The organism is Flaviaestuariibacter terrae (assembly GCF_054777635.1).
In genome coordinates, this window is the sequence record NZ_BAAHAL010000006.1 from 857699 (window position 1) to 870912 (window position 13214).

At 59.5% G+C, this 13214-nt stretch carries 10 protein-coding genes and 1 tRNA gene; 7 read left to right on the plus strand and 4 right to left on the minus strand.

Annotated elements, in window-relative coordinates; genetic code table 11:
- Window positions 1–32: 32 nt before the first annotated feature.
- On the plus strand, window positions 33–2690 hold the full coding sequence (locus ACYU7Z_RS04465) for a putative LPS assembly protein LptD (RefSeq protein ID WP_460567794.1): 2658 nt from the start codon (window positions 33–35) through the stop codon (window positions 2688–2690).
- Between the two features lie 38 nt (window positions 2691–2728).
- On the opposite strand, the gene ACYU7Z_RS04470 is transcribed toward ACYU7Z_RS04465, so the two are convergent.
- Window positions 2729–3469: a lysophospholipid acyltransferase family protein gene (locus ACYU7Z_RS04470; RefSeq protein ID WP_460567796.1), complete on the minus strand. Its 741-nt coding sequence runs from the start codon at window positions 3467–3469 to the stop codon at window positions 2729–2731.
- A gap of 91 nt (window positions 3470–3560) precedes the next feature.
- Window positions 3561–4232 carry a uracil-DNA glycosylase gene (gene ung / locus ACYU7Z_RS04475; protein WP_460567798.1) on the minus strand — a complete coding sequence of 224 codons (672 nt, stop codon included), beginning with the start codon at window positions 4230–4232 and terminating at the stop codon, window positions 3561–3563.
- A 439-nt stretch (window positions 4233–4671) separates the two neighbouring features.
- On the opposite strand from ung, the gene ACYU7Z_RS04480 reads away from it, so the two are divergent.
- From ACYU7Z_RS04480 to ACYU7Z_RS04490, 3 genes are all read left to right on the plus strand, one after another.
- Window positions 4672–6960 carry a T9SS type A sorting domain-containing protein gene (locus tag ACYU7Z_RS04480; RefSeq protein ID WP_460567800.1) on the plus strand — a complete coding sequence of 763 codons (2289 nt, stop codon included), beginning with the start codon at window positions 4672–4674 and terminating at the stop codon, window positions 6958–6960.
- Window positions 6961–7116: 156 nt separating this feature from the next.
- Window positions 7117–7740: a hypothetical protein gene (locus ACYU7Z_RS04485; protein WP_460567802.1), complete on the plus strand. Its 624-nt coding sequence runs from the start codon at window positions 7117–7119 to the stop codon at window positions 7738–7740.
- Window positions 7737–8498 (plus strand): DUF3307 domain-containing protein, encoded by a 762-nt coding sequence (locus ACYU7Z_RS04490; protein WP_460567804.1) that lies wholly within the window; start codon window positions 7737–7739, stop codon window positions 8496–8498. The genes ACYU7Z_RS04485 and ACYU7Z_RS04490 overlap by 4 nt, the downstream gene beginning before the upstream one ends.
- A 44-nt stretch (window positions 8499–8542) precedes the next feature.
- On the opposite strand, the gene ACYU7Z_RS04495 is transcribed toward ACYU7Z_RS04490, so the two are convergent.
- Together ACYU7Z_RS04495 and ACYU7Z_RS04500 are read right to left on the minus strand one after the other, a co-directional pair.
- Window positions 8543–8614 (minus strand) — tRNA-Arg (locus tag ACYU7Z_RS04495).
- A gap of 58 nt (window positions 8615–8672) precedes the next feature.
- The gene (locus tag ACYU7Z_RS04500; protein WP_460567806.1) at window positions 8673–9203 is read right to left on the minus strand and encodes a hypothetical protein; all 531 of its coding nucleotides are present in this window, start codon (window positions 9201–9203) and stop codon (window positions 8673–8675) included.
- A 64-nt stretch (window positions 9204–9267) separates the two neighbouring features.
- Here ACYU7Z_RS04500 and hutH point away from each other — a divergent pair, with 64 nt between their 5' ends.
- The 3 genes from hutH to ACYU7Z_RS04515 all read left to right on the plus strand — a co-directional run bounded on the left by hutH (window position 9268) and on the right by ACYU7Z_RS04515 (window position 13164).
- A complete protein-coding gene (gene hutH / locus ACYU7Z_RS04505) occupies window positions 9268–10833 on the plus strand; it encodes an HAL/PAL/TAL family ammonia-lyase (RefSeq protein WP_460567808.1) in 1566 nt (521 codons plus the stop codon).
- A 140-nt stretch (window positions 10834–10973) separates the two neighbouring features.
- Window positions 10974–12674: a urocanate hydratase gene (gene hutU, locus ACYU7Z_RS04510; protein ID WP_460567810.1), complete on the plus strand. Its 1701-nt coding sequence runs from the start codon at window positions 10974–10976 to the stop codon at window positions 12672–12674.
- 4 nt (window positions 12675–12678) lie between these two features.
- Window positions 12679–13164, plus strand: a complete 486-nt coding sequence (locus ACYU7Z_RS04515; protein ID WP_460567812.1) for an SdpI family protein — start codon at window positions 12679–12681, stop codon at window positions 13162–13164.
- Window positions 13165–13214: the final 50 nt, after the last annotated feature.

A 13214-nucleotide genomic window follows, 5' to 3' on the forward strand; every position in this document is an offset into this window, starting at 1 on the left:
AAAAACGCTATCCGGTACCGGTACTATTCGCATTGTTTTGTGTTTTAACGTGGGCGCTAAACGCAAACGGTATCCCGGGCCCACGGATTAACAGCATTCTAACAGCCGACACCACGAAACCAGGCTCCGACAGCAGCAAGGGACGGCGCCCCGACAGCAGCCGCCTGCGGCAGGATACCACCGTTCCGGGCGACTCCGGCCGGCTCCGCCAGCGCACCGACACCTTTTCTTATAAGCTTTCCAAAGACAGCCTCGACGGACCCGTGCACTACGAGGCCGAAGACAGCGCTGTCATCCTGGTGCCCGAGAAGCGGATCGTACTCTATGGGAAGACGCACACCACCTACCGCGACGTCGTACTCGATGCACCGAAGGTGGAGCTCGACCAGAAGACCAATATCCTCGTAGCCACCGGCACTAAAGACAGCCTCGGCGACGTGGTGGAGCGCGCACGCATGCAGGAATCGGACAACAAGTTCCAGAGCGATACGATCCGCTACAACTTCAAATCACAGAAAGGCCTGCTCACCAACACCATCACGCAGCAGAATGAAATGTTCATTCATGCCGACGTGTCGAAAAAGGTGGATGCGAACACGGTCTTCATCAAAGGTGGCCGCTTTACTACCTGCGATCTCGACGAGCCGCACTTCGCCTTCCGCGCCAACAAGATGAAGATCATCAACAACAAGGTCGCGGTATCGGGCCCGATGCACCCCGAGTTCGAAGGCGTGCCTGTTCCGATCTACCTGCCTTTTGGCTATTACCCGCTAAGCCGCGGGCGCCACTCGGGGCTTATCGCGCCGCAGTTCGTGGCCACCGAGAACCAGGGCATCGGCCTTGAGGGTCTCGGCTACTACAAGGTGCTCAACGATTACTGGGATGCCACCGTGCGCGTCAGCGGGTACAGCTATGGCGGCTGGCGCGCCGACCTCACCACCGGCTACCGCAAGCGCTACCGCTACGATGGCAATTTCAACCTGAGCTTTCTTACGGCGAAGCAAAGCTTCCGCGGCGACCCGGATTATTATTCGCAAAAGACCTTCAATATTACCTGGGGCCACCGCATCGACCAGCGCGCCCGTCCCGGTGTTACCTTCTCAGCCAACGTCAACGCAGGCTCTACGAAGTACAACAGCCTCGTGGCCGCCAACCTGCAGCGGAACCTGACGAACCAGATGACGTCTTCGATCAGCTACACGAAGAACTGGATCGGCAAGCCCTACATGCTGACGCTATCTGCCAACCACAGCCAGAACAGCGTCAACCGGGTCATCAACATCACACTTCCCGACGGAAACTTCAACGTCAACACCATCTATCCGTTCCAGCGCCGCGACGTCGTGGGCGCGCAGAAATGGTTTGAGAAGCTTGGCGTCGGCTACAACGGAAGCTTCAAGAACACGGCCTCGTTTGTCGATACCAGCTTCAGCATCAAAAAGCTTGTCGACACGATGTCCTGGGGCGCCACGCACTCCGTGCCGCTCACCATCAGCCTGCCCAGCCTCGGGCCGGTGATCGTGGCACCCGGGATTTCCTTCCAGCAGCAATGGATCATGGCGCGCCGCTTCCTGACCTGGAACGAAGCGAAGCAACGCGTGGACACCGTATCGCAGAAAGGCCTGTACACGGCTACCAGCATGGCCTTCAACCTCGGTGTCAACACGAGCGTTTTCGGCACCTACCAGTTTCACGGCTCGCGGCTCCTGGCGATCCGCCACACGGTGCGCCCCACGGTCTCCATTAACTATTCGCCCAACCTGGCGCGCGGCTATTACCGTAATTACCAGAGCGACTCGCTCGGCACCATCACGAACTACAACATCTACTCGGCGGCCGGTCAGAATCTGTACACCGGCTTTTCGAACATCGAGTTCGGGGGCATTGGCTTCGGCATCGAAAACATACTCGAAGCCAAGTGGCGCTCGAAGAAAGACAGCGGCGACAATGCGATCAAGAAGATCCACCTGATCGACGGCTTCGGCTTTTCGTCGAGCTACAACTTCCTTGCTGACAAACGGAAGCTCGGAAATTTCGAGCTGCACCTGCGCAGCACGCTCTTCGATAAGGTGAACCTGAATTTCCAGGGAAATCTATCGCCCTACGGCGTGGATCCGCAGGGCCGCGAAACGGACGCCTATGCGTGGAAGACGGGCTACGGCCTCGGCCGCGTTACGAATATGACGATCTCGCTTTCGTCGCAGTTCCGGAGCCAGCCCCGCGATCCGTCCAAGAAAAGCGAGGTGCTGCCCGTGAGCAACAACCGCATCACCGACGCCAACGTGCTTGCCGACCAGGGCCGCCTGCTTGATTACATGCGGCGCAACCCGTCGGAATTCGTCGACTTCAACATCCCCTACGACCTCGGTCTCGACTTCGCCTTCAACGTGACGCGGAATTACAAGCCCGACTACGTGGTGGAGCGGGTCATCAGCTCGGGAATCAACTACCACAGCTCCTTCAGCCTGACGCCGAAGTGGAACTTCAGCACCTTCGGTTACTATGATTTCGGAACAATGAAGCTGACGGCGCTGTCGCTCAACATCAACCGCGACCTGCATTGCTGGCAGATGTCGATCGGATTGTCGCCGCTCGGAAGCCAGCGCTTCTTCAGCATCAGCATCAGCCCCAAGTCGGGCCTCCTCCAGAACCTCAAGATCAACCGTACGCGGTACTTTACGGATTTCTAAACCGTGCTCCCGCGGCGGGATCTGCGTTCGTTCGCTGCTTACGCCTTCGTCGTCTCGTAATACTGTTTCATGATCCCGAACACTTCCTCGCGCAGCTGCTCCGTGGTTTTGCCTTCCGGCGATACGGGCGGGAGGAAATGCATCGATACAGGATGTGGCCAGAAGAAAAACGTCTTGTTGTTGGGAAGCACCTTGTCGCTGTTGAACAGGAGCGCGGGGATGACGGGTGTGCCTGTTTCCACGGCGAGGCGGAAGGCACCGTCGTGAAAGCGCGTGAGGGATTCACCGGTACGGTTGCGTGTGCCCTCGGGATAAATGCACATATGCAGGCGAAGCTTCGTCAGCACCTCGCGCATGCGAACGTACGACTGCTTGCGGCTTTCCTCGCTCTTGCGGTCTACGAGAACGCTCCCGCGGCGGTAAATGGTGCCGAACAGCGGGATCTTCACCATCTCGGCCTTGGCGATGGTCTTGTTGCCACCGGCGATACCCGGCGTTGACAGCGGCGGATCGAGGTAGGAGCGGTGGTTGCTCACCACGATATACGGAACGCCCTTGCGGAAGTTCTTGCGGCCCACATAGCGGCGGCGCACGCCGGTGCCGAAAAAGAAGACGGCCATCCAGGCGCGGAAAATGGGCTGCATCAGGTGGGAGCGCCGCGGCTCATCCACAAGCCCCAACAGCCACAAGGGTATGAGCACGATGAGGAGTGTGACGACAAAAAGGAGGGCGGCCCACAGGGCGAAGACGCGGCCCAGGACGTTTTTGATGGCGGACATGGCGCGAAGATAAAACAGGAGGCGCCGGAATCCCGAGGTCGGTACGCTTCACGTCAGCAGCTGCTTCTCACGTCCGCCTTCCCTACCTTTTTCAGAGAGCCCAGTCGATCGGGTGCTCGCCGTGCTTCATCAGCCAGTCGTTGGTTTTGGAAAAGGGCCGGCTGCCGAAGAAGCCGGTGCTCGCGGACAGGGGAGAGGGGTGTGCTGATTTGAGTACAAGGTGCTTGCGGGTGTCGATCAAGGCTTCTTTCTGCTGCGCAAACTTTCCCCATAAGATAAATACCACGTGCGGACGTTTCTCGGACACGGTGCGGATCACGGCATCGGTGAAATGATGCCAGCCGATCTTCGAATGGCTCATGGGCTCCTGGGCCCGCACCGTGAGGGAGGCGTTGAGCAGGAGGACCCCCTGTTCGGCCCAATGCTCCAGGAACCCGTGCCTGGGAATGGGAACGCCCACATCGTCGTGCAGTTCCTTGAAGATGTTGACCAGCGAGGGCGGCGGCTGCACGCCTTGCTGCACGCTGAAGCTGAGGCCGTGTGCCTGCCGCGGGCCATGGTATGGGTCCTGGCCGAGGATGACGACCTTGACCTTTTGGAAAGGAGTGGCCGCAAAGGCATGAAAGATATTGGCGCCTGCGGGGTAGATGGTCTTGCCTTGCGCACGCTCTGTTTTGAGGTGCTCCACGACACCCTTGAAATAGGGCTGCCTGAATTCATCCGCGAGCACTTTCTTCCAGCTTTCCTCGATCTGTACGTTCATACCGCAGCCTGATTTTGCGGGGAAAGATAGGCAAAAACAAAACTGGGGAAGGCCATCCACAGACCCCTGAACGTTACTGTTAGCAGCTATGCCGCGTCAGCTCATCCGCAAGCCGGCAAAGGGACCTGCGGCCAAAGCGCATCCGCATGATGCCCTTCCGGAATGCAACCGTTACTTGTAGTTCTACGGTCGAGCTGCTGCCCATTTTGGGACCGATGGTCCCCGAATTGCATAGAAGGGTTTCACGGTGCTACATCCGAACATCCGGTACCCGATCCTCCATCCTGCGTCAAAACCAACTGACCAACTTTCATTCGCACACAGGCGCTGACGCTTGACATATGACCCATAACTCCAGTCCTGATTCGCAACGATCCCGGCAACCGCTGACTGGCATCGCCTGCCCCAATTCGTTCATTCTTAATTCAAACAGATACATATGAAGACTTGTTACGCACTTCTCTGGAAATTTTCAGCCAGCACGACGAAACGCCTGCTTCCCTTGCTGGTACTGATATGTGCGTCGGCCCTTTGGCTGACGGTTGCTGCCCAATCCTGCCCGACCGCCTCTATTTCGTACGGACGCACCTCGTTCTGTGCCGAGGAAGGCCGTGTGTACGTCACCCTGAATGGCTCGCCCGGTGGCACGTTCAGCTCCTCCTCGGGTCTTATGCTCAACACGACGACGGGTAGCTTCACCACGATCGGATCGGGCCTCGGCACGTATACGGTCAGCTACACGATCCCGGCGGCCGGCGGCTGCCCCTCGGTGAGCAGCAGCACCAGTGTTACGATCCTCGAAACACCCGTTGTAAACGGCCTTCCGAACGTGGCCGTCTGCTCCGGCACAACGGTATCGATCCCGGGCTTCACCGGCTCGATGAACGGACTTGCCTACACCTGGACGAACGACAATCCCTCGATCGGCCTGGCTGCTTCCGGCTCCGGCAACATCGCGAGCTTCACGGCAACCAACAGCAGCAATGATCCGCAAGTGGCGCACATCAAAGTGATGGCCACCTACAACTCCGGTGGTGCCACCTGCATGAGCAAGCCTATGAGCTTCGCGATCTTCGTGAATCCCGTTCCGGCTGTAGCGCAAATGGGCAACGCTGTATACTGCAATGGCTCCACGGTGCCCACGACCACCTTCACCGGACCCACGACCGGCGACGGCGTGCGTTACTTCTGGACGAGCAACAACACCGCTATTGGTATGCGCAGCAACGGTACCGACATGATCCCGTCGTTCACGGCTACGAACACAACGAACGCACCCATTTCGGCTACGGTAACGGTGACGCCCTATTTTATTCGCGGCTCCCGCTGCCCGGGCAGTCCGATGTCGTATACCATCACGGTGAACCCGACGCTTCCCGGCAGCGCTTCGTTTGATTATGGCGCTACCCCGTATTGCAACAACGCGGGCACGGTTACACCTACCTTCACCGGTACGTCCGGCGGCACCTTCACGTCCACCGCGGGGCTCAGCATCAATGCCGCCACCGGCGCTGTGAACACGGGCGCCAGCACGCCCGGCACCTATACGGTCAGCTATACGGTTAACAACGCCGGCGGCTGCGCCGAAGTGAATACCGCCACGATCACGATCGATGCAGCCTCGGCGGCCATCAGCTATCCCGGCACGGCTACGTATTGCACATCCACTACGACGATCGCACCGACGGTCACCGGCACCACGGGCGGTACTTTCTCCGCTCCGGCCGGCCTCTCCATCAATCCCGCTACCGGTGTGATCGACCTGAGCACGAGCACGACCGGCGAATACACCGTTACCTATTCGGCCAACACGAGCAACTGCGGTACTGTTGTTACAACGACAATTGTTCGTGTGATCCTGACGCCTACCGTCAACGGACAGCCGAACCAGGCCATTTGCTCCGGCGGATCCACGGCTCCGGTTAACTTCATCTCCAACGACCCGGGCGCCAGCTTCGTTTGGACCAATAGCAACACCGCGATCGGCCTGGCCGCTGGTGGTCATGGCGACATCGCTCCGTTCACACCGGCTAACAACACGGCTGCGCCGCTCACGGCCCGTATCCTGGTTACACCGGAAATCACCCGCTTCGGCAGCACCTGCGTCGGACGCCCCATCGCGTTCAATATCGTCGTCAACCCGACACCGGTGGTAACAGCGATCGCAAACCAGCCCGTATGCGTCGGCCAGGCTACGGCACCGATCACGTTCTCGAGCACAGTCAACAACAACGTTACCTACAGCTGGACCAACAGCAACACGTCGATCGGCCTGGCTTCTTCGGGCACCGGCAATATCCCGTCGTTCACACCCACGTCGGCTGGTAACGCTTCGATCGCCGTACGCGCTATCTATCATGGCAGCAGCGTCTGCACGAGCAGCCCCATTGGCTTTGCGATCCAGGCAGCCGTTTGCGGCAACACACCCGTGGGCACAGGCGGCGGTGGCTCTACCGGCCGTTTTGCTACAGCCCAGGACCAGTTTGAAAGCCAGGTAACTGCTGCGCCCAACCCGGTAGCCAACACGCTGAAAGTAGCGTACAGCGGCTCTGAAGGACCTCTGACAGTGCGCCTGCTCGATCTCTACGGCCAGCCCCTGAAGGTTGATCGCAGCTTCAGCACGAGCACCTTGATCGACATGAGCAGCCTGCGCCCCGGCAACTATGTGCTGCAGGTCATCGACGAGCAACGCAAGTTGACCGTACAGCGCAACATCATCAAGCTGTAAGCTTAGCTGAGTAGGATATCTGGAAAGCCCCCGGCCTGTGCCGGGGGCTTTTTTTTGCTTTCCCCCGAACCAAATTGTATAGACCGAAAAACCTATATCGATGATTTATAGACTTAAAAGCCTATATTGCGATAATATAGCCTCAATCATCTATACATGAATGGAATAGCAGCTGTGCTCACAGCGGATATAGTAAACTCTACAGCGCTCGGCCAGGCTGCTTCAACGGAGCTGCGGGCGGACCTGGAAACCGGCATGAAGGCTGAGCTCTTTGAGTTCTTCCGCGGCGACTCCTTCCAGGCTTTGCTGCGCGATCCTGAAGAAGGGTTGAAGGCCGCACTGGCGGGACGCTGCGCGGCGCGAAGCTTGGGCACCGAATACGATGTCCGGTGCAGCATCGGGATAGGTCGCGTCGACGGAGCAATTACGCAGCTCGCTACCGCCTCCGGGGAAGCGTTCCTGTTGTCAGGCCGTGCCTTCGACAGCCTGGGTTCGGACCAGCGGCTTTCGATCGTTTCAGGCAACGCCGCCTGCAACGCCGCCTTCCGGATTCTCGCCGCATACTGCGATCACCTTTTCCAGGGGCTCACTGCGAAGCAGGCATCGGTGGTCCTTGCGCTGCTATCGGGAAAGACCCAAACCGAGGCGGCGACGCAACTCCAGGTAACGCAGGCCACCATCAGCAACCACGCGCACTCGGCCGGCTGGTCGAAGATCGAGTGGCTGCTTGCGGAGTACGCCGCACTCTGCCGAACCCTCACCCAAAACGATCGGTCATGAATTTCATTCCGCTGCTGCAGCTCCTGCTGGCGCACCTGCTTACCGACTTTGTATTGCAGCCCAAAAGCTGGGTCGAGCGTCGTGGCCGCCTGCATTTTGCCGCCAAGGAATTGTACCTCCATGGCGCGATCACCGCGCTCGTAGCAGGCCTGCTCACCGGCTTTCAATCGTGGACGGTTGTGCTGCTGATCTTCAGCTCCCACACGATCATCGACGGCGTCAAATCGTATGCAGCGCCGAAGCTCCTGTACTTTTTGCTCGACCAGTTGGCGCACCTGCTGGTGCTCATAGGTTGCTGGCTTCTTGCCTGGCAGGGAAGCCTTTCACTGCCACGATGGGAAGAGCTCTTCACGGTGCGGCACCTGGTTCTCGCGACGGCCTTTGTGTTTGTCACGAAGCCGCTGGGCATCTTTATCGGCCAGTTCACCGCGAAGTGGCGCGAGCGCCTCAACACGGAGCTGGTGTCGGCAAAGCAGGTGGGCGATCCCTTTGCGACGAAAGCCGTAAACGACGACAGCCTCGCCACCGCCGGCTCCTGGATCGGGATGGCCGAGCGCGTCATCATCCTGATTCTTGTACTTAAAGGTCAATACGAAGCCTTCGGCCTGCTGCTGGCAGCCAAGAGCATCATCCGCTTCAGCGATTCGCAACGCACCGAGGCGAAGACCGAGTACCTGCTGATCGGAACGCTGACGAGTGTGCTGCTGGCACTGGGCACGGGCTTGCTCATTCAAAAGTTGCTGCACCTGGTACACTGACATAAAAAAACCCGGATGGAAGTCCGGGTTAAAAAGTTTATCGGTAGCCCCACTAGGAATCGAACCTAGATCACCAGCTTAGAAGGCAGGCGCTCTATCCATTGAGCTATGGAGCCGTTCCGGCATACACGCGTGGCGCATGCCGAAAGGCGGCAAAGATAAGCCTCAGCGGGATTATACCAACTTGCGGGCCGCGGCAAAACGGAAGGATTCGAAGAAGGCATCCTGCCGGCGGAAATCGGTGATGGAAATATTGCGGATGTAGAGCACGGCCATGAGTGTGCCGTCGGTCCAGCCAACTACTTTCCAGTCTTTGCCATCGGCGTCCTGCCAGTATTCGCTCATACCCACCACTTCGGGGAAGTCGGGATGCTCGATGCCGTGATCGAGGCCGGCGGTGCAATCGATGTTATAGTGCGGGTGGAGCTGCTCCATGAACAGGAACAGGCGCTGCTCGGCAAGCATGCGGTCGGAGAGGGGATTGGCGAGGCGGCAGGTCACAAAGCCATACATCACCTTGCGGTCGAGGCTCTGGCCGGTGAAGATCTCGTTGCCTTCCTCGTCGTACGACTGGTGTACAAAGGGCGCTTTGTAAAATTCAAGGGTGGCGCCGGCGCTGCAGCAGCGGAAGCGGCGGGTTTCTTCGTTCTTCGGAGCGAGGCGGCCTAATAGTGCCGTCGCCAGCGCGGAAATCAGGTTGCTCATAGGGCGGATTATTGGGTAAAAGCTTGTCGCTCTAAGTTAAACGTTATTTTCGCTTCCCACTGTTATGATACTTCCATTTTTCTTCGGAACCGATATTTTAAGCGTTGAAAGCGCCCTTTCGCTGGCCGCAGGCACCCGCCCCGGCAAGCTGGATGCGGCCACCATTGCCCGTGTACGTCAAAGCCAGGAAGATGTGCAGGCGATCGTCCGCTCCGGGCGCACCGTTTATGGCATCAACACCGGCTTCGGCATCCTCGCCGATACCGCCATCAACGAGGCCGATACGCGCCTGCTGCAGCATAAGATCCTTCAAAGTCACAGCGTCGGCGTCGGCGACCCGATCCCGCGTGCAACCGCGAAGCTCATGCTCATTACCAAGGTGCAGGCGCTGGTACAGGGCCACTCGGGTGTACAGCTGAGCACGATCGAGCGGATCCTCTGGCATATTGACAACGACGTTATCCCGGTGGTGCCGGAGAAAGGCTCCGTCGGGGCTTCCGGCGACCTCGCGCCGCTGGCGCATCTCTTCCTGCCCCTCATCGGGCTGGGTGAAGTATATCATAAAGGGGAGCGGAAACCTTCTTCTGCCATGTTGCAGTCCGAAGGCCTCGAGCCGATCACGCTCGGACCGAAGGAAGGACTTGCCCTCATCAACGGAACGCAGTTCATCGTCGCCTTTGCGCTGCAGGGTGTGCAGCGCTTACACAACTGCCTCGAAGCCGCCGACATCGTGGGTGCGATGAGCCTCGAAGCCCTCACCGGCACCAAGGCTCCCTTCGACGACCGCCTGCACCAGCTGCGGCCGTACACCGGCAACCGCCTTGTGGCCCAGCGCCTCCGCGGGCTGCTCGACGGCTCCGACATTATGCAAAGCCACGTTGATTGCGGGCGTGTGCAGGATCCGTATTCGCTGCGCTGCATGCCGCAGGTACACGGCGCCTCACGCAATGCCTGGCTGCACCTGAAAGAGCTCGTATCGATCGAAGCGAATTCGGTGACCGATAACCCGATCGTTTTCGGCCCCGAAGACACGATCAGCGGCGGCAACTTCCACGGGCAACCGCTGGCGCTCCCGCTCGACTATGCCTGCCTGGCCGCGGCCGAGATCGGCAACATCTCCGACCGTCGCTGCTACCTGCTGCTGGAAGGCAAGTGGGGCCTGCCGCTGCTGCTGATGAAGAACGTCGGACTGAACAGCGGTTTCATGATCCCGCAATACACGACCGCGGCGCTGGTGACCGAAAACAAAACGCTTTGCTTCCCCGCCTCGGCCGACTCCATCCCGACCTCCCTCGGGCAGGAAGACCACGTGAGCATGGGCTCCATCAGCGGCCGCAAGCTGGCCAAGGTGCTCGACAACCTGGAGTACATCCTGGCCATCGAGCTCGTGAGCGCCGCGCAGGCCATCGAGTTCCGCCGCCCGCTCCGCAGCAGCGCCCTGCTCGAATGCGCGCACCAGCACCTCCGCGAGACCGTCGGCTTTGCCGAGGAAGACCGCATCTTCGCCGACGATATCCAGAAAGCCCATGCCATCATTGCCAGCGGCAGTCTTGTACAACAGGTGAACGCCTGTGCGGCGGCGGCGGGAAGAAAACTGAATGAAGGCTTCGATAACTTTACACTCAAATAAGTTCTTAAGGTTCTTAAGGTTCTTAAGGTTCTTAAGGTTCTTAAAGTTCTTAAAGTTCTAGGGGTTGGGGTATCAGTCTCCGAAACCTCCAGAACCTTCAAAACCATTAGAACCTTCAAAACCTAACTAAAGCTTGCTCTATGTCCGAACTCATTAAGTCGAAATACGACCCGATCAAATACAAGACACCCACCGGAACCGGGCTTTCCTGCAAAGGCTGGATCCAGGAAGCGGCGCTCCGGATGCTGCTCAACAACCTTGACCCGGCCGTTGCCGAGCGCCCCGATGACCTGATCGTGTACGGAGGCCGCGGAAAGGCCGCGCGCAACTTCGAAGCGCTCGACAACATCATCGCCGCGCTGAAGGTGCTGGAGAACGACGAGAGCCTGCTGATCCAAAGCGGCAAGCCCGTGGGGATTCTCAAAACCCACAAGGACGCGCCGCGTGTGCTCCTTTCCAACTCGCAGCTCGTACCCAACTGGGCCAACTGGAAGCACTTCGAAGAGCTCGAGCGCAAGGGCCTGATGATGTACGGGCAGATGACCGCCGGATCGTGGATCTATATCGGCTCGCAGGGTATCGTACAGGGCACCTATGAAACCTATGCGGCCCTCGCCGACAAGCACTTCCCGCGCAGGGAGGGCAAGGGTGGCAGCCTCAAGGGAACGCTCAACGTCACCGCCGGCCTCGGCGGGATGGGTGGCGCCCAGCCCCTGGCCATCACCATGAACGAGGGCGTGGCCCTTGTTGCCGAAGTGGAGAAATGGCGCATCGAAAAGCGCCTCGAAACCCGCTACCTCGACCTGCTGATTGAAAACGTTGACGAAGCGATCGACCGCGCCCTCGAAGCAAAGCAGAAGGGAGAGGCCCTTTCCATCGGTGTTCATTGCAATGCCGTAGAACTACTGGAGCGCCTTATCGCCCGCAATATTGTACCCGACACACTGACCGATCAAACATCGGCGCACGACCCGCTGATCGGCTACTGGCCCCACCAGTTGAGCGAAGAGAGCGCCCGCGTTCTGCGCAGCGAAAATCCCGAGCAGTACCTGGAGTACGCTTATGATTCGATGTACCGGCACGTGGAGCTGATGCTCGAGCTGCAGCAAAAGGGTGCCGTCACGTTCGACTACGGCAACAACATCCGCGCACGCGCGAAGGAGCGCGGACTCGAAAACGCATTCGATTTCCCGGGCTTTGTACCGGCCTATATCCGCCCGCTGTTTTGCGAAGGAAAAGGTCCTTTCCGCTGGGCGGCTCTCAGCGGCGACCCGGCCGACATCGCCGTTACCGACGAGCTCATCGCCGGCATGTTTCCCGAGAACGAATCGCTGCAACGCTGGCTGAAGCTGGCAAAAGAGCGGATCGCCTTCCAGGGGCTTCCTGCGCGGATCTGCTGGCTTGGACAAGGCGAGCGCGAAAAGGCCGGACTCGCCTTCAATGAGCTGGTACGAACCGGCAAGGTCAAGGCGCCGATCGTGATCGGGCGCGACCACCTGGATACGGGCTCGGTGGCTTCGCCGAACCGCGAGACCGAGGCGATGCTCGATGGCTCCGATGCCGTTGCCGACTGGCCGATCCTCAACGCGCTTGTCAACACTGCCGGCGGCGCCTCCTGGGTGAGCCTGCACCATGGCGGCGGCGTTGGTATGGGCTACAGCATTCACTCTGGAATGGTGATCGTGGCCGACGGCTCCGACGATGCGGAGCAGCGACTTAAACGCGTGCTGCGCAACGACCCGGGCATGGGTGTCATCCGCCACGCGGACGCCGGCTACGAGATCGCGCAGCGGACGGCCAAAGAGCAGGGCCTCGACCTTGAATCCCGTTTACAGAAGTAATCGTATGCGCGTCTCCGTTCGTATCGCGAACCTGTTGGCCGGCTACTTGCTGCTGCTTTGCTGGATACTCGTGATCCGAAGCTACAGCTCGCTGCCGGCAACCGTGCCAATCCATTTCGATGCGGCGGGCCGGGCCGACGACTGGGGCCCTCGCTCGAGCGTCTGGATGCTGCCCGTCATCGCGAGCGCGGCGTATGCCCTGCTCACGCTGTTGCACCGATATGCTCACCGCTTCCCGCGGAAGCCCCAGGACGATACAGACCCCGAACGGGCGCTGGAGCTTGTGCGGCGGCTGTTCCGACAATTACGCCTCGTGCTGATGCTGGTACTGGCCACCGCTACCTTCTATTCACTTCGCGCGGCAAAGGGACTGCCCAACCCCGAGCCGTCACTGCCCGTGCTGCTCATTCTCCTGCTCCTGGCTACCCCCACGCTGCTTTTCCTGTACGGAATGCTCCGCGCGCCGCGGAAGCCCCGGAACGAGGGCTAAATCGGCGGCCCTATTGAACCCGCGGAAGCACTTTTCCCGAAGGAGGAGTA